Origin of the sequence: Ornithinibacillus massiliensis, from assembly GCF_018310345.1 — a bacterium.
GTDB classification, from domain to species: Bacteria; Bacillota; Bacilli; order Bacillales; family Amphibacillaceae; genus Ornithinibacillus; species Ornithinibacillus massiliensis.
Map to the genome: position 1 here is coordinate 82,302 of NZ_JAGXBY010000007.1, position 17,799 is coordinate 100,100.

The 17,799-nt window shown below is 37.7% G+C and carries 17 protein-coding genes; 14 read left to right on the plus strand and 3 right to left on the minus strand.

Going from position 1 to position 17,799, the window contains the following annotated elements:
- Window positions 1-393 precede the first annotated feature (393 nt).
- Window positions 394-573 (plus strand): hypothetical protein, encoded by a 180-nt coding sequence (locus tag KGF86_RS17145; RefSeq protein WP_211742553.1) that lies wholly within the window; start codon window positions 394-396, stop codon window positions 571-573.
- 62 nt (window positions 574-635) lie between these two features.
- On the opposite strand, the gene tkt is transcribed toward KGF86_RS17145, so the two are convergent.
- Window positions 636-2,633 carry a transketolase gene (gene tkt / locus KGF86_RS17150; RefSeq protein ID WP_211742554.1) on the minus strand — a complete coding sequence of 666 codons (1,998 nt, stop codon included), beginning with the start codon at window positions 2,631-2,633 and terminating at the stop codon, window positions 636-638.
- Window positions 2,634-2,876: 243 nt separating this feature from the next.
- On the opposite strand from tkt, the gene KGF86_RS17155 reads away from it, so the two are divergent.
- From KGF86_RS17155 to KGF86_RS17190, 8 genes are all read left to right on the plus strand, one after another.
- On the plus strand, window positions 2,877-4,946 hold the full coding sequence (locus tag KGF86_RS17155) for a BglG family transcription antiterminator (protein ID WP_246521685.1): 2,070 nt from the start codon (window positions 2,877-2,879) through the stop codon (window positions 4,944-4,946).
- A gap of 39 nt (window positions 4,947-4,985) precedes the next feature.
- Window positions 4,986-5,474, plus strand: a complete 489-nt coding sequence (locus KGF86_RS17160; RefSeq protein ID WP_186870733.1) for a PTS sugar transporter subunit IIA — start codon at window positions 4,986-4,988, stop codon at window positions 5,472-5,474.
- The gene (locus KGF86_RS17165; RefSeq protein WP_186870734.1) at window positions 5,474-5,758 is read left to right on the plus strand and encodes a PTS sugar transporter subunit IIB; all 285 of its coding nucleotides are present in this window, start codon (window positions 5,474-5,476) and stop codon (window positions 5,756-5,758) included. Before KGF86_RS17160 ends, KGF86_RS17165 begins: the two co-directional genes overlap by 1 nt.
- A gap of 91 nt (window positions 5,759-5,849) precedes the next feature.
- Window positions 5,850-7,109, plus strand: a complete 1,260-nt coding sequence (locus tag KGF86_RS17170) for a galactitol-specific PTS transporter subunit IIC (protein ID WP_186870735.1) — start codon at window positions 5,850-5,852, stop codon at window positions 7,107-7,109.
- Between the two features lie 88 nt (window positions 7,110-7,197).
- Window positions 7,198-8,229 carry a zinc-binding dehydrogenase gene (locus tag KGF86_RS17175; protein WP_186870736.1) on the plus strand — a complete coding sequence of 344 codons (1,032 nt, stop codon included), beginning with the start codon at window positions 7,198-7,200 and terminating at the stop codon, window positions 8,227-8,229.
- 32 nt (window positions 8,230-8,261) lie between these two features.
- Window positions 8,262-8,933, plus strand: a complete 672-nt coding sequence (gene deoC, locus KGF86_RS17180; protein WP_186870737.1) for a deoxyribose-phosphate aldolase — start codon at window positions 8,262-8,264, stop codon at window positions 8,931-8,933.
- A gap of 257 nt (window positions 8,934-9,190) precedes the next feature.
- Window positions 9,191-10,237, plus strand: coding sequence for a galactitol-1-phosphate 5-dehydrogenase (locus tag KGF86_RS17185; protein ID WP_186870738.1), 1,047 nt, complete (start codon window positions 9,191-9,193; stop codon window positions 10,235-10,237).
- A gap of 167 nt (window positions 10,238-10,404) precedes the next feature.
- Complete coding sequence (locus tag KGF86_RS17190) at window positions 10,405-11,355, plus strand: sugar-binding transcriptional regulator (RefSeq protein WP_186870739.1); 951 nt, start codon at window positions 10,405-10,407, stop codon at window positions 11,353-11,355.
- A 40-nt stretch (window positions 11,356-11,395) separates the two neighbouring features.
- On the opposite strand, the gene KGF86_RS17195 is transcribed toward KGF86_RS17190, so the two are convergent.
- Window positions 11,396-12,436, minus strand: coding sequence for an alcohol dehydrogenase catalytic domain-containing protein (locus KGF86_RS17195; protein WP_186870740.1), 1,041 nt, complete (start codon window positions 12,434-12,436; stop codon window positions 11,396-11,398).
- A gap of 22 nt (window positions 12,437-12,458) precedes the next feature.
- The gene (locus KGF86_RS17200; RefSeq protein WP_186870741.1) at window positions 12,459-14,105 is read right to left on the minus strand and encodes a glycerol-3-phosphate dehydrogenase/oxidase; all 1,647 of its coding nucleotides are present in this window, start codon (window positions 14,103-14,105) and stop codon (window positions 12,459-12,461) included.
- Window positions 14,106-14,312: 207 nt separating this feature from the next.
- Between KGF86_RS17200 and KGF86_RS17205 the strand changes: the two genes are divergently transcribed.
- The 5 genes from KGF86_RS17205 (at window position 14,313) to KGF86_RS17225 (ending at window position 17,798) form a co-directional block, all read left to right on the plus strand.
- Window positions 14,313-15,260 carry a sugar-binding transcriptional regulator gene (locus KGF86_RS17205; RefSeq protein ID WP_186870742.1) on the plus strand — a complete coding sequence of 316 codons (948 nt, stop codon included), beginning with the start codon at window positions 14,313-14,315 and terminating at the stop codon, window positions 15,258-15,260.
- Between the two features lie 91 nt (window positions 15,261-15,351).
- Complete coding sequence (locus KGF86_RS17210; protein WP_186870743.1) at window positions 15,352-15,750, plus strand: transcriptional regulator GutM; 399 nt, start codon at window positions 15,352-15,354, stop codon at window positions 15,748-15,750.
- On the plus strand, window positions 15,738-16,262 hold the full coding sequence (gene srlA, locus KGF86_RS17215; RefSeq protein ID WP_186870744.1) for a PTS glucitol/sorbitol transporter subunit IIC: 525 nt from the start codon (window positions 15,738-15,740) through the stop codon (window positions 16,260-16,262). Before KGF86_RS17210 ends, srlA begins: the two co-directional genes overlap by 13 nt.
- A 33-nt stretch (window positions 16,263-16,295) precedes the next feature.
- Entirely contained in the window at window positions 16,296-17,339 is a 1,044-nt protein-coding gene (srlE, locus tag KGF86_RS17220) for a PTS glucitol/sorbitol transporter subunit IIB (RefSeq protein ID WP_186870745.1), read from the plus strand.
- 93 nt (window positions 17,340-17,432) lie between these two features.
- Window positions 17,433-17,798: a PTS glucitol/sorbitol transporter subunit IIA gene (locus tag KGF86_RS17225; protein WP_186870746.1), complete on the plus strand. Its 366-nt coding sequence runs from the start codon at window positions 17,433-17,435 to the stop codon at window positions 17,796-17,798.
- The last annotated feature ends 1 nt before the right edge of the window (window position 17,799 follow it).

The following is a 17,799-nucleotide window of genomic DNA, read 5'->3' on the forward strand; positions in this document are numbered from 1 at the left end:
AGAGAGCAATTATCGATGCCCTAATCACAGTGGTGAGGAAGAAAAAGGCAACGGAGAGCAGTTATCGATGCCCTAATTATGATGGAGAGGAAGAGAGAGGTAACGGAGAGCAATTATCGATGCCCTAATTAAGATGGAGAGGGAGAAAAAGGTAACGGATAGCAGTTATCGATGCCCTAATCACAGTGGAGAGGGAGAAAAAGGTAAAAGAGCAGGGTTATCAGTGCCCTAATTATGGTGGAGAGGAGGTTAAAGGTAACAGAGAGCAGTTATCAAATCCCTAATAACGGTGGAGAGGGAGAGAAAGGTAACGGAGAGCAATTATCGATGCCCTAATTAAGATGGAGAGGGAGAAAAAAGGTAACAGAGAGCAATTATCAAAGCCCTAATCACGTGGAGAGGAAGAAAAAGATAACGGAGCAGTTTTATCAGTGCCCTAATCACGGTGGGGAAGAGGATAAAGGTTATGGAGCACTGCTATCAATAGAAGAAGCTGCTTCCCCCGTTAATCAACCCCGATTAACATACCGGATACGACGCCCAATAAAGCCTCCTCAATTAGCAATTAAATAACCCCCTTCCAGTAAATAGATTTATATCTACCTACCCAAAGGGGGATTAATGAATTTATTAAATTATAATACTTCTTCTACTGCTTTCACGACGTTTTCTACCGTGAAGCCGTATTTTTCGATTACTTCATTTCCAGGTGCGGATGCGCCGAAGCGGTCAATACCTAGTACTTTACCATCTAGGCCTACATAACGTTCCCAGCCGAATGTAGCTCCCATTTCTACAGCTACACGCGCTTTGACGTTTGAAGGGATTACGCTATTTTTGTATGCTGCATCTTGTTTTTCGAATCGGTCCCAAGATGGCATGCTTACTACGCGGACGTCAATACCTTTTTCTTTTAGGATACTTTGAGCTTGTACAGCTAGTTGTACTTCGGAACCAGTTGCTAAAAGAAGTGCGTCTGGTGTTTCTTTTTCTGAATCACTGATGATATAAGCACCTTTTTGAACACCTTCATAAGCATGTTCTTTTGTTCCTTCTAAAGTAGGAAGTGCTTGTCTAGTTAAAACTAGGGCTGTTGGTGTATCAGTAGATTCTACAGATAAGCGCCATGCTGCAGCTGTTTCATTGGCATCAGCTGGGCGGATTGTAGATAGACCAGGCATTGCACGTAATGCTGCAAGATGTTCGATTGGTTCATGTGTAGGGCCATCTTCTCCAACTGCGATAGAATCATGTGTTAAAACATATGTTACAGGTTGGTTCATAATTGCTGCTAAGCGAATAGAAGGACGTAGGTAGTCATTGAATACGAAGAACGTACCACCGAATACTTTTAATCCACCGTGTAGCGCCATACCGTTTAATGCAGCACCCATAGCATGTTCACGTACACCAAACCAGATGTTACGACCTGTGTAATCGTTTCTAGTGAAGTCCTCTTCACCGTTAATTGTTGTTTTATTGGAACCAGCTAAGTCGGCACTGCCTCCGATAAAGTTAGGTACAGCTTTTGCAATGGCATTTAATACTTTTCCAGAAGAGTCTCTCGTTGCAAGCTTGTCTACACCAGCTTCGAAAGTAGGGATTGCTTTTTCCCAGCCTTCAGGAAGTTCGCCATTAATTGCTTGCTTAAGCTCTTTGGCTAATTCTGGATATTGTTCTTCATATTGAGCTAATAATGTATTCCATGCTGCTTCTTTTTCAGCACCGGCTTTCACGATTTTTTCATTAAAGTCAGTATATACTTCTTCTGGTACTTCGAAAGGTTCATGCTCCCAGCCGTAAAATTCTTTTGTTAATTTTACTTCATCTCCACCAAGTGGTGAACCGTGAGAAGCAGAAGATGCTGATTTATTAGGTGATCCGTAACCGATAACTGTTTTAATTTCGATTAATGTAGGTTGCTCGCTATTTGCTTGTGCTGCTTGGATTGCTTTTCTAATTTCTTCAATATTAGTACCGTCTTTTACGTATAGCACTTGCCATCCAAGTGCTTTGAAGCGATCTTGTGTGCTTTCTGAGAAGGAACGGTCAAGATCCCCATCCAGTGAGATATCATTTGAATCATATAAAACGATTAGCTTTCCTAAACCTAAATGTCCAGCTAGAGAAGCTGCCTCTTGAGAAATTCCTTCCATTAGATCACCATCACCAACAAGTGAATACGTATAGTGATCCACAACAGCTAAATCTTCCTTATTATATTTACTTGCTAAATGACGTTCTGCCATTGCCATACCAACAGCCATAGCGATTCCTTGGCCAAGTGGACCAGTTGTCGCTTCAACACCGTCTGTATGGTTAACTTCTGGATGTCCTGGTGTTTTAGAACCCCATTGTCTGAAGTTTTTCAAATCATCAATGGTTACATTATAGCCAGATAAATGAAGCAAGCTGTATAAAAGCATAGAACCATGACCAGCAGATAGGACAAAGCGGTCGCGGTTAAACCATTTTGAGTTTTTAGGATTGTGATTCATGAAATCGGTCCAAAGTGTATAGGCCATCGGTGCAGCGCCCATTGGTAAGCCAGGATGTCCTGAGTTTGCTTTTTCAATTGCATCGATTGATAATGTACGAATAGCATTAATCGATAATTGTTCAACAGTCGTCATATCTAATAATCTCCTTTTCTATTTAACTAGATAAGTGAAATGAAATTGCTTTCACAGATTAATAGTATAACGAATAAAGAGGAATAACAAGGATTTAATTGTACATAACTGTGAACAATAATTGTAAATCCTTTGATTAATGATGTAAATCACAATATTGTACAATGGATGTTCAACTAATTGGGATGAAATCGGATACAAAAGGTGTATAATAGGTGTTACAATAAAACATGTCAAGGGGAGATGCAAGTGGTACTAAGTGATCGATACAAAATGATCTTAGATGAACTAACTAGTAATCCAAGTATTACTAGTGTAGCACTTGAGAAGAAATTTAAATTAACGCGTAGGCAGCTTGGTTATAGTATTCAAAAGATTAATGAATGGCTGATGAGTAATAATCTCCCAGTTATTGAAAGAACAAGGCAAGGCCATTTCGTAGTAAACCAAGCCGTGTTTACGAAGCTTAGTGGAAACAGCGAAGCTATTTCTACTACTATCGAAACACCGATTCTTCGTGAGGTAGAGCGAGTTCAGCTTATCTTGATGATGATTCTTAGCTCAGAAGAAGAGTTGTCACTTAATCATTTCACATATGAACTGGATGTTAGTAAGAACACCATTCTAAATGATTTAAAGCAAGCTCAAAGCTATGTGGATGATTATGAATTAACGATTCGTTATTCGAGAAAGTTTGGTTACTTACTCGAAGGAAAAGAATTTCAAATTCGGAAACTGCTCATGCATATGACCTACCATATCTTGCAGCTGAATGATGGCGAAACTCGGTTAAAGAAAATAGCCACCATTCAGGATGAGGAGATTAACGAGTTTAAGAAGCGTGTTGAAAAGGTGGAGAATCAGCTTAATTTGAAATTCACCGACGAAAAACTTCAAATGATGCCACATGTTTTAATCCTATTGTTTAGAAGGATTAAAAAAGGGCATCTAATGAAATCTTTTTCCATTGAATACCAGGAGCTGTCTAATACAAAGGAATATAAAGCAACCGAAGAGTTACTAAATGATATAGATCATATTCCTTTATCGGAGCGACTTTTTATTACATTACACCTTCTGACGACCAATGTCTTTTCAACCGAGATGATGGAAGGAAAAGAAATTCCGAATTTATTACCAGCGATTGATAATATGCTACGTCATTTTGAAAAAAGTGCATGTATCTATCTTCAAGATCGCGATCAGTTATTAGATAAGCTTATGCAGCATATGAAACCAGCATATTATCGAATCAAATATCATCTTACTGACACCGTCCTTTTCCAAGGATCAGTAAGCAGAGAGTTTAAAGAATTACATCATTTAGTGAAACGTTCCATTGGTCCGATTCGAGAATTGCTAGGAACTGATATTCCTGATAATGAAACGGCTTTCATCACCATGTTAATTGGTGGGTGGATGAACAAACACGGTGAAAGTATTGATAAGAAAATCAAAGCAATCGTTGTTTGTCCACAAGGAGTTTCTGTATCCAGGCTGATGTTTAATGAGTTGAGAGAGTTGTTCCCAGAGTTTGTATTTCTTGATTATTTATCGGTCCGAGAGTTTTTAAAATATCCATTAGAATATGATGTGATTTTTTCTCCTATTAATTTAGAAACAAATAAAAAATTGTTTGTAACAAAGGTTTTTCTTGGAAAGCAAGAAAAATATCGATTGAGAAGACAGGTGATGCTGGGTGTCCATGGTTATGTTCAGGATGACATCCAGGTTGAGGGTCTGTTAGATATTATCTCAAAGCATGCTACGGTTCATAATGAAAGGGCTTTAAAAGAGGCGCTATTACAATATCTAGATCCGACTGAACGTGGGAATTATGTCACGCAAGATTTATCTAAAAATGATTTAGGATTACGTGATCTCCTAACAAGTGACACGATTTCATTAGTTGATTCAGTCGATTCTTGGGAAGCGGCGATTCGCTTAAGCGCTAAGCCACTTATAGAACAGGGTAAGATTGAACCTCAATATGTAGATGCCATGATACGGTATTGTGAGAAAGACCCATATATTGTGATTGCACCAGGTGTCGCGATTCCACACGCTGCACCTGAGGATGGGGCACGAGAGGTTGGGATGAGCCTTTTACGAATTAAACATGGGGTATCGTACACGAGTGAAAATGATATTCATTTGATCATTGCAATTTCGGCTGTAGACAAGCAGAAGCATATCCATGCTTTAATGCAGTTAATGAATTTAGTAGGTTCAGAGAGAGAAGTGAATGAATTAATTAGTGCCGAATCAGTAGAGCGTGTATACGAGATTATTACACGTTACTCAATCGACTGAGGTAAGCGGCACGAAAGTTAAAGAAGTGGAGTGACAACAATGGGGAAATTAGTATTTGATGAATCTGTAATCTTGTTAGATGTAGAAGGGGAAACGAAGGAAGTTGTATTAGAAACAGTGGCACAGAATTTGGTGGATAGAGGGCTTGTCAAGACGAGCTTTATCCAAGCTATCTTAAAGCGTGAAAGTGAGTTTGCAACCGGACTACCAACTGCAGGAGTTTCTGTAGCAATTCCACATACGGATGTAGAACACGTTAACGAGAAAACAATTAGTGTTGCTGTTTTAAAAAAACCAGTAGACTTTGTCATCATGGGGGATGACAGTGAAACTACACCAGTACAAATCGTATTTATGCTAGCAATGGATGAAGCACACTCTCAATTAACCCTTTTACAGAAGCTTATGCAAGTCTTCCAAGATGAACAGACATTAAGAACTATTGTGAGTGCGACGGATAAGTCAACTATAAAAACATTACTAGAGGAAAAGTTAGAATTACTTGCATTTGAAGGAGGTGAAAGATAATGGCGAAAAAGACTGTTTTAGTAGCATGTGGAGCTGGTATTGCCACTTCTACTGTTGTAAATAGTGCGATTGAAGAAATGGCTAAAGAAAATGGCATCGATGTGAATCTAGTTCAAATCAAGATTGCTGAGGTAGGTAGCTACGTAGACACAGCAGATTTACTAGTAACTACTGCAATGACAAAAACGGAGTATCCATTCCCGGTTATTAATGCTCGTAATTTCTTAACTGGTATCGGGATTGAAGATACGAAGAAACAAATCTTAGAGGAACTTAAAAAGTAGTGAAGAAAATGTTTGTCTATGTGAGGAGGCTAGCGCATAGATTGGCCTCCCTGGACAAATCTGTTGCTTCACCTCATAAGGGGGAAAAAGAATGCAATCATTCGTTGATTTTATACAAGGATTTTTAGGATTAGGGGCAACCGTTATCCTACCCGTAGCGATATTTTTACTTGGTTTATTCTTCGGCCAAAAGCCTGGTAAAGCATTCCGTTCTGGTTTAACTATCGGGGTTGCTTTCGTTGGTATTTTCTTAGTAATTGATTTGTTAACGCTTAACTTAGGACCAGCAGCACAAGGAATGGTTGATCGTCTAGGCGTCGAACTTAATGTAATTGACGTTGGTTGGCCAGCTACATCTTCTATTGCATGGGCATCTGTTGTAGCGGCATTTATTATTCCGCTAGGTCTAGTTGTAAACGTTGTTATGCTTTTAACCAAAACAACAAAAGTAATGAACGTAGATATTTGGAACTACTGGCATTATACCTTCATGGCTGCTGTTATCTATGCTATTTCTGGAAGCGTTATCCAAGGATTAATCGCAGCTGTAATTTTCCAAATCTTATGTCTTAAGATTGCTGACTGGACTACTCCAATGGTTCGTGACTTCTACGAAATGCCTGGTGTATCCGTAGCAACTGGTAGTACTGTATCTTACGCACCTTTCATTTTCTTAGTAAAAGGGTTACAAAAAATTCCTGGAATCAACAAATTAAAAGCAGATTCTGATTCTATCCAGAAACGCTTTGGTGTATTCGGTGATTCTATGGTAATCGGTTTAGTGCTAGGTGCTGCCATTGGGGCGCTTGCAGGTTATGACATTGGTGACATTATTGGTATCGGTATGTCTATGGCTGCTGTTATGATCTTAATGCCTCGTATGGTTAAGATTTTGATGGAAGGTTTAATGCCTGTTTCTGAGTCTGCACGTACTTGGTTAAACAAGAAATTCGGTGATAGTGATATCACAATTGGTCTTGATGCAGCTGTACTTTTAGGACATCCATCTGTTATCGCAACTGCACTAATTTTGACACCGATTACAGTTTTAATCGCAGTAATCTTACCTGGTAATAATGTATTACCATTTGGTGACTTAGCAACGATTCCATTTGTTATCGCATTTATTGTAGGTGCGGCTCGTGGTAATATCATTCACTCTGTCATTGTAGGTACCATTATGATTGCATTATCCCTATATATGGCAACAGATATTGCGCCGGTATTTACACAAATGGCAACAGAAGCAAGTATCAATTTACCAGAGGGTTCTGCAATGGTTTCCAGTATTGACCAAGGTGGTAACTTAATTAACTGGGTTATCTGGAGATTCTTTGACCTATTTAACTAATTACATCGTTTAATTTCGGTGGGGGTTTAACGATAATCCCCACTGAAATTATTTGATTGTACCGTTATTCATAAGGAGGAGAACAACAATGAAAGCACTAGTAAAAACGGAATTAGGATTTGGAAATCTAGAAGTACAAGAAAAGCCTGAACCATCACCAGGTAGAGATCAAGTGAAAATTGAAGTGAAATATGCTGGAATCTGTGGTTCTGATATTCATACGTATGAAGGGCATTATAAAGTGGCTACTCCAGTAACATTAGGCCATGAATTTGCAGGGGAAGTTGTTGAAGTTGGTGAAAATGTAACCGAGTTTAAAGTTGGGGATCGTGTCACTTCTGAGACAACTTTTTATATTTGTGGAGAATGTGAGTATTGTAAGACACAAGATTATAATCTTTGTAACCATCGTAAAGGACTCGGTTCACAACAAGATGGTGGATTTACAAAATACCTAATTGCTCGTAAAGAAAGTGTTCATCATCTTCCTGAGAATGTAGATTACCAATCTGCTGCTATGACAGAGCCATTAGCGTGTACCCATCATGCTGTAGCGAAAACAGAAATAAATGAAGGAGATTTAGTTGTCGTTATCGGTCCTGGACCAATTGGCTTATTAGCTGCTCAAGTAGCAAAAAGCTATGGCGCAACCGTTATTATTACTGGCCTAACGAATGACAAAGTCCGTTTGGATAAAGCATTAGAAGTTGGAATCGACTATACGGTTAATACACAGGAGCAAGATTTGAAAGCATTTGTTAATGAGTTAACCAATGGTTATGGAGCCGATGTCGTACTAGAATGCTCTGGTGCAATTCCTGCTGCTAAACAAGGTCTAGATATTTTACGTAAGAAAGGTCAGTATGCACAGGTTGGTCTATTTGCTAATCCAGAAATTCAATTTGATTTAGATAAAATCATTCAAAAAGAAATCCGTGTCGTAGGAAGTAGAAGTCAAAAGCCTGCTGATTGGGAGCCTTCTCTAGCATTAATGAACGAAGGGAAAGTGAATGCGAAAGCACTAGTTACCCACATCTTTGATATAACGAAATGGGATGAGGCATACCAAGCAATTAAGAGTGGTGAAGCAATTAAAGTTTTACTCACACCAGCAGAGTAATAGATTACTAGATTTCAGGGAGGCTATGTCAAATGAATAAACAAGAATTAATCGATTTAATAGATTACACATTGTTAACACCTACTGCAACAAAAGCGGATATTAAAGCATTCTGTGAAGAAACCATTGAATATGGCTTCAAAACCGTATTTGTGAATCCTTACTATGTATCTTATGCACATGAATTATTATCCCCACATGGAATTAAAGTAGGGGTTCCGATTGGATTCTCACTTGGTGGAGCAACAACCCATGTGAAGGTAGAAGAAACGAAAGAAGCGATTAAGAATGGTGCGACTGAGATTGATATGTTAGTTAACTTAGGTGCACTTAAATCTGGTGAATATGATGTCGTACGAGATGACATCGCCGCTGTGGTAAAAGCTGCTGATGGTTTAACCACAAAAGTAATCATTGAAACGGCTTTACTAACGGATGAAGAAAAAGTAAAAGCTACCGAACTAATTATAGAAGCTGGAGCTGATTTTGTTAAAACAGCTACTGGATTTAATGGTGGAGGAGCAACAGTGGAAGATGTTAAATTACTTCGTTCTGTTGCTGGAGACAAAATTGGCGTCAAAGCTGCAGGTGGCGTGAAAACATTTGAAGATGCTGTGAATATTGTAGCAGCCGGTGCAAATCGTATCGGTGCAAGTGGAGCAGTAGCGATTGTAAGTGGTGGCGTATCTACATCCTCTTACTAATCTAGTAACTAGTGTATAAGGCGGTAGGTTATGGAGCTTATAAAATCTTTTAAAAGGAATGAGGGAAAATAATGGTAGATTCATTATTAGACTTTATGTTAGGGCCTTTTCGGTCAATAAGTGCGTTTTACTTTGAACATCAAATGATTTTTAACGCGATTATTATAGGTTTTGCAGGATATAAACTTTTCACTAGCACCAAGAAAACGGAAAATAAGTCAGCTAGTTAATTGGCAACAAGGGAAAGGGTGTTTGTTTTGAAAGCATTAAATTTATATGGAGTAGAAGATCTCCGTTTTGAAGAGAACACGCCAAAACCAGTCATTGAAGATTTGAACGACGTGATTATAAAAGTTAAATCTGTAGGAATATGTGGATCGGATACGTCTCGCTATCGTAAACTTGGTCCATATGTGGAAGGGATGACGTTTGGTCATGAGTTTGCTGGAGAGGTTGTAGAAATTGGAAAAGGTGTAACCAATGTCAAAGTTGGTGATCGTGTTGCAGGCTGCCCAGCTTTTGTTTGTGGTGAATGTGATTACTGTATGAAGGGGGAACCAGCACGATGTGAGAAGCTATCTGTCATTGGTGCTTATCGTCCTGGTGCCTATGCTGAATATACGAAGCTTCCAGCAACACATGTTATTCCACTACCAGATAATGTGGATTTTGACACAGCAGCTATGGTAGAGCCTTCAGCTGTTGTAGCGCATGGCTTCTATCGTACAACTATTCAACCTGGTGCAGAAGTAGCGATTATGGGTGTAGGTAGTATTGGTTTGCTTGCAGTACAATGGGCGAAGATTTTCGGAGCGAAGAAGGTCTATGCAATCGATATCGATGATAAAAAGCTAGCAATTGCGAAAGAGCTTGGTGCTGATGTCGCGATCAATTCACTAGAGAAGCCTGCTCATGAACAAATCATGGAGCATACAAACGGACGTGGTGTAGATTTAGCGGTGGAATCAGCGGGTTCTCCCATTACATCAGCACAAGTATTCGCCCTACCACGTAAAGGTGGAGAGGTCGTATTCATGGGGATTCCGTATGCAGATATCAACATCGAGCGCTTTTTCTTTGAAAAAATCGTTCGTAATGAGCTAACAGTTTATGGTTCTTGGAATGCCATCTCCGCACCTTTCCCAGGTAAAGAATGGAGTTCAACTATACATTATATGAGTACCGGACAAATAAAGTCTGCACCGATGATTTCTCATCGTTTACTATTAGAAGAAGGCCCAGCAACATTCCAAAAGATTACGAATCGTGAAATGGATTCTGTTAAAGTAATTTTCCATCCTTAGAAAGAGATAAGTTCCATAACTAGTTGCTTGAGTGAGGGGAGTAGGTTAGCTACTCTCCTTTTTGTTGCCTGATGTTGACATAGTCATTACGTATCTTGACACTGTGTAGATTACATCTTATCATCTTGGTAAGATAGAAAAATGCGATTCTAGAAAAGAGCGATACTATGTTAAGTTGGGAAGAACGACGGTTATTAGTAAAAGTAGCGATGCTATATTATTTTGAAGGACAAACACAGGCTGAAATAGCAAAGAAATATAATGTATCACGTCCCGTCATATCTAAGCTATTAAATAATGCCAAAAAAGAAGGAATTATAGAGATTTATATTAAGGATGAGACGTTTCAAACAGTAGAACTTGAGCAGAAGTTAGCTAAGAAATTTAAATTGAAGGAAGTAATGGTGGTTTCTACGGCAGGATATGCACCAGAAATGGTAAAGCGGCAATTAGGGAAATCGGCAGCATCTTATCTTGTGAAACGCTCAAATAATATTAAAAGCTTAGGGATTTCTTGGGGATCTACCTTGCTTTCTGTAGTAGAAGAATATCCTTATGAGCGCAAAAAGGATGTTCATATTGTTCCAATTGTAGGTGGAATGGGTAGCGAATTTGTTCATCTTCATTCCAATCAACTAGCTTTTAACCTAGCCCAAAAAATGAACAGTAAATGTTCTTATTTATATGCTCCAGCACTTGTAGAGTCTTTAGATTTGAAAGAAAGATTAATTAGTACAAAAGATATTGCAGATGTGTTGGAGGAAGCAAAAAATGTGGACTTAGCAATCGTTGGAATAGGAAATCCATTCAAAGGCTCCACAATGGAAAAAATCGGCTACTTAAATGAAAGTGATTTAGTTTCGTTACGTAAGGCAGGAGCTGTAGGAGATATCAGCTCTCGCTTCTATGATGCGGTTGGTAATGAGTTGGATCATCCACTAAATCAACAGGTTATCGGGTTAAATCTAGAAGAAATTAAAAATATTCCTGAGGTTATCGGAATAGTAGAAGGCTCCTATAAATTAGAAAGTATTGAGGCAGCTCTTCAAGGTGGTTATTTAGATGTTTTAATAACAGACGACCGAACTGCTCAGGAATTAATAAAATCGGAAATTTGATTGGTCAGAAAATCCCTCCTAGTGATAGAAGGGATTTTATCTAATTATGAGGAAGTACAATACATTTTAAGCCATCTTTATTTAGTGCAGTTTTAAATGCTAATTCAGTTTCTCGCAATGAAAACCTATGCGTGATAAAGAAAGAAAAGTCGATGATACCTTCATCAATCCACTTTACTGCCTCAACATGTAACCTTCTAGGTGCACCATGGGTTCCCACAATTTTCAGTTGTTTATAAATGATATGATTAGTATTTAGAGATATTTCATTCAATTGCTTTACTCCGGCAAAAAATAATACTCTCCCAGTTTTTTTGGCGATTTCTAGTGCTTCTTTTTGCACTGATGCTGAAGGAGCGGTAATAATCACGACATCGGCTCCAAGTCCATTTGTTTCTTCCATCACTTTTTCGAATGTGTTGGTGGAGTTTGGATCTATTACAACGTCTGAACCGACCTGTAAAGCTTTGTCTTGTCGAGGCTTTGAACGTTGAATAGTGATTACCTTTGTAGCCCCCATTTTTTTGGCTGCAGCAATATACATACATCCAATAGCACCTGCTCCATATACAACAACCGTATCGCCAGCATTTATTTCTACTTCCTTTAAACCACTTAAAACACAAGAAAATGGTTCGGATAAAGAGGCAAGCTCATAGGAGGTAGAATCTTTGATTTTTTGGATGGAGCCATATTCAACAAAATTTCTTGGTAACACAACATATTCACTAAAGCCACCATCAATCTGATAGCCAACAGACTCTCCTTTTACACATTGATGCCCTTCTTCTTTTTGGCAGAATAAACATTCACCACATGGAATATGAGCACCTAATGTAACACGATCCCCTATTTTAAAGCGTTTTACCATTTTCCCTATTTTAACAACTTCACCAGCAATCTCATGTCCAATAACTCTAGGATAGTTAACTCGATCATCCCCATTTTTATAGATACGTAGATCGGAGCCGCATACTCCAATAGCATGAACTTTTAGTAGAATTTCATTTTCTGTAATATCTGGGATAGCCTTTTCCGTATATTGAAGCGTCTCTTTATCTGTCAGTGCGACAATGTGCACGTATATTCCTCCTTATATTACTTTATTTAAAAGAATGGGTCTTACTTATGGCATAATATAGTTGTCTTTTTTCCTCTTGTTTTTTTTCGGGTGTCCAACTTAATAGTTTTGCTAATTCATCACTTACTAGATCTAGTGAACTAGTTACTTTTTGAGGTTCAAATAGTAAGTAACTAGTTCTCCGATCATAAAAGTCTACTAAAGAAGTGACCATCTCATGCTCAACGGTATACCTAAGCTCCCCTAATATCGCCATATCTTCTTTACTTTCAAGCTGTTTATAGCTACTGATTGATTGTAAAACTAGATCCGTATTAGAACCATATCTATAGACTAAATTTAGAATATCCTCCTTATCTAGGTGAATATCATGATAATATCCAGTAAGCTTCTCTGCATAGGATTCTAGCTCCTGTTGATTGTTAAACTGAGAACCTGATAATTTTATAGTGTCTGTTTTGGATGGGGTTACATCCTTCTTCTCTTTTTTCTCGATATATTGCATGACTCTTTCAGCCATTTTTCGGTAACCTGTTAACTTGCCTCCTGCGATAGTAATAAGTCCGGTATCGGATTCGAATATCTCATCATGCCGAGAAAGTTCTGCAGGTGATTTTCCCTCTTGACCAATCAGTGGTCTTATACCGGCCCAACTAGATATTACATCGCTAACACTCAAGGTAAGATTCGGGAACATATCTTTTAAACAACCGAGTAAGTAATGTACTTCTGTAAGATTTACATGAATATCATCCATATCCTCCTTATATGTTGATTCAGTGGAACCCACATATGTTCGATTACCAATGGGGATTACCGCTATCATTCGGCCTTTATGCTGGAAGTAGATGGAGGAGTTTACTGGTAAAGACTTTCGATTAAATACAATATGGATACCTTTTGCTAGAACCATATATTTACCAGTAACGGGTCTATCCTTTTTTCGAACGACATCAACCCATGGACCAGCAGCATTTACAATATGTTTTCCATAGATAGTAAAGGTTTTGCTTTCAATATGATCTTTAACTACAATCCCTTTTACTATATTTTCCTCATTCTTGAGAAATTCGGTCATTTCAGCATAATTTAAAACTTGAGCTCCTTTCTCCGCTGCGGTTTTGGCTACCTCCATCGTTAAGCGGCTGTCATCTGTTCGATATTCAACATAAACTCCACTACCTTTAACCGTATTTGGGTTAAAGAGAGGCTCATTTTGAAGCGTTTTCTTTTTGCCGTAAATTCTGTGTCGCTCTTCCTTTTTTACTCCTGCTAGACGATCATATAAAGTTAGACCAGCTTTTAATGTTAATAGGTTATAAGATTCATTTTTGATTAAAGGAAAGTTCATTTTGATTGGATAAACGAGGTGAAGAGCATTATTGTAAACAATTTCTCTTTCAGAACCAGTTTCTTTGACTACTGGAAAATCAAAGTTTTGTAGATATTTCAAGCCACCATGTATCAGCTTTCCAGAACGACTACTAGTACCTGAAGCAAAGTCTTTTCTCTCAATTAATGCCACGTTTAAACCTCTACTAATAGCATCTAATGCAATTCCACTTCCTGTTATACCACCGCCAATCACGATTACATCAAAAAGCTCTTGTTCCATTTTGGTAATGATTGTCTTTCGATTTTGAGTTGAAAAAGAAATTGAATTATTCATTGCCCATCTCCTTTACAAATAATTGTTCATATGTTCTAATTAAGAACAATTGTAAATTTAGTTTCAGTATATCTGGTAGGGTAATGATAGTCAAGAAAGGGTTTACAATACGAATCTATTAGGATTCATTATATATTAATATTGTGAAATGATTTTAATTAATTATGATATTATGTTATCGGTGCTAAAGAAGACGGGGGGATAAAAATGGATAAATTAGAAAGGGAGTTACTTATTAGAGTTGCAAAGCTATATTATTTCGAAGGTTGGACACAAAGTGAAATTGCTAAAAAGGTCAATAAATCAAGACCTATTATTTCTAAGCTTTTAAAACAAGCAAAAGAAAGTAATATTGTGGAGATTTATATAAAGGATGAGACAATACACACCGTTGGATTAGAAAGATTAATCGAAAAAAAATACGGGTTACATGAGGTTATTGTGGTTGCAACTGGGGATGATGGACCGGATATGATTATGCGTAACATAGGAAAAGCAGCGGCTGAATACATCGAAAGAAGGCTTGAAAAGATTAATTCAATTGGCGTATCGTGGGGGAAGTCTGTTCATGCTGTGGTAGAAGCAATTGAATATCAAGATAAGGGACATGTACACATTACCCCTCTTATTGGTGGGATGGGGCAGTATAATGTTCATTACCATTCTAATCATCTGACATTTCAAATGGCAAAGAAATTAAACACATCGTCCTCTTATTTATACGCTCCAGCAATAGTTGAGAATATGGATTTAAGAAATCGAATAATGTCGTCAAAGGATGTACACGATGTTTTACTTAAAGGAAAGTCAGTAGATCTTGCCATAGTGGGTATAGGTAATCCAGGTTATAATGCAACGATGAATGAATTGGGCTATGTTAGTCAAGAAGAACAAAATAGTTTAATTGAATTAGGGGCGGTTGGTGATATAAACTCGATCTTCTATGATGTAAATGGAAACCACGTTGAACATTCGTTAAACTATAGAACAATTGGTATTAATTTACAAGATTTAAAAAGTATACCAGAAGTAATCGCGGTAGTAAGCGGGTGCCATAAAGTAGAAGCTCTTCATGTTGCTTTAAAGCATAAATGCTTGTCCACTATAGTGTTAGACGATGTTACGGCAAGAGAATTAACTTTAATTTCGAATTAATTATAAAAATTCATTGACAAGAATTTGAAAGCGCTTTATCATGTTATTTAACATTAGTAATATCCCATTACAGATGTAAAGGAGGGTTGGTATGTGGGGGAATTTCATTATCATTTTTGCACTAATTTGGGGATTACAATTTTTACTGACTCATCTCCAAGTGAAGCAGTATCGTAAGCATATACGAGAATTTACTAAAAGAAAGTCTGGGTACCTAGGTACAGGATACTATAAGAAAAAATTTGGTACAGGTGCGTTGGTATTGTTAGTTTGTGATGAGGAGCTAGATATAGTTGAAGCAAAAGTGATGAAAGGAATCACTGTATTTGCTAGATTTAAAGATCGTAAAGAGCTCATCGGAAAAAACTTATTGCAAAGTAAAAATTCTCAAAATTTAAACAATATAGAAAAGCATGCACTGTCTGGTGCGATTGACATGATTCAAAAAGAAATTAACAAAGGAAAGGGGAATGAAGCATGGATTTCTTAATTCATTTAGCAGAAGGCTTTATTGGAATGTTCCAAGAAGGTGGAGAAACTTTCATGGGTCTTGTAACTGGAATTATTCCAATGCTAGTAGTACTAATTACAGCAGTTAATGCACTTGTTAGATTTATAGGTGAGGAAAGAGTTAATAAGTTTGCGCAGAAATGTACTAAATTCTTTATTCTTCGCTATACTATATTCCCATTTTTGGCTGTGTTTTTCTTAACTAATCCAATGTGTTACACATTTGGGAGGTTTTTACCAGAAAAGCAAAAACCTGCATTTTATGATTCAGCAGTATCTTTTGTACATCCAATCACTGGACTATTCCCACATGCCAATCCTGCTGAATTATTTGTTTGGATGGGAATTGCAGCTGGGATTACGGAACTAGGATTATCACTTGGGCCATTAGCGTTACGATTCTTATTAGTAGGAATTATAGTTATGTTAATTAGGGGTATTGTTACTGAAATTATTACAGATCGTATGCTAAAAAGCAGAAATGCTGCTTAGATATGAAGAATATGCAATTGAGGAGGGTGTCGCATGAGTGAGTACAAATCAGTGAAAGTTGTAAAGGGACCATCCGGTTGGGGTGGGCCATTAATCATAACCCCTAGTGATCAGCAAAAATACATTATTTCTGTTACTGGTGGTGGAGTTCATAAAGTCGCTCAGGAGATAGCAGATCGTACTGGTGGTATTGCTATTGATGGTTTTGAGAAATCAGTACCTAAAGAAGAAATAGCAGCTGCGGTAATTAACTGTGGTGGTACTGCAAGAAGTGGAGTATATCCTCGAATGGGTGTTAAAACGATAAACACATATAGTAATTCACCATCTGGACCTCTACTAAAGTTTATTAATGAAGGAAATTTTGTATCTGGAGTAGATGTTCGGAATATCGAGGATTTAGAGGCAGAGGAGATTGCTGCTTCATCTATAGAAGAAAGTCAACCTAGTAACTTAATGGACAAGAAGATAGCCCAGCAGCTAAAAGAAGAAGCAAAAGCGAAAGTTAGAGAGAACAACAGTGAAAAGGGCAAGAAAAAGAACCCGATTATGAAGTTAATCGAAGTGTTAGGGAATAAAGTTGGAAATGTTGTAAGCGTATTCTTCCAGTCTGGTAGGGACACGATTGAAACTGTTATAAAGAACATACTACCTTTCATGGCATTTGTAAGTGCACTTATGGGAATTATTACATTTACTGGAATTGGAGATTTTATCGCTAATCTAGTTGCTCCGATGGCCACAAGCCTAATTGGTATGTTGATTATATCTTTAGTTGCTGCAATCCCAATTGTCTCCCCATTATTAGCACCAGGTGCTGTAATTGCACAAGTTGTTGGGGTGTTAATTGGAGTAGAAATAGCTAATGGCAATATCCCTCCACAAATGGCATTGCCTGCATTATTTGCAATAAATCCACAAGTAGGAACAGACTTTGTACCAGTTGGTCTGACTTTGGGTGAAGCAGAACCGGAAACGATTGAAGTAGGAGTGCCTGCAGTCTTATTCTCACGTCTTATTACTGGACCAATAGCAGTTATTATCGCTTATTTTGCTAGCTTTGGTTTGTACAGTTAAAAGGAAGTATAACTTGACTAGATAAAGAAAGCGCTTTATAATTACAAATGTAACATATAGTTACATTTGTAATTTCATTAGAGGGGTGAAAAAATGAGTGTATATTTAGAGTTAAACGTTGTTGAAGTTGGCGAAGAAGCTACTTTAATGTTTGAAGAATCGATGATGATTTTATTTAATGATACGGTACCAGCAGATTTGAAGGGAATTTCTGTCATTCATAATACGCGAAACATAAAAGAAGAGATCCAAGCAGGAGATATGATGGAAATAGATGGTGAGAGCTTCAAAATCTTATTTGTTGGCAATAAAGTAAATGAAACTTTACAAGAATTAGGACATGCAACCTTTAATTTCAATGGGGAAATGCAGGCGGATCTTCCTGGAACTGTTTGTTTAGAAAAAAAGGAAATTCCAGATATTCGTGCAAAATCAACAATTACCTTCCAAAGGGGTTAAT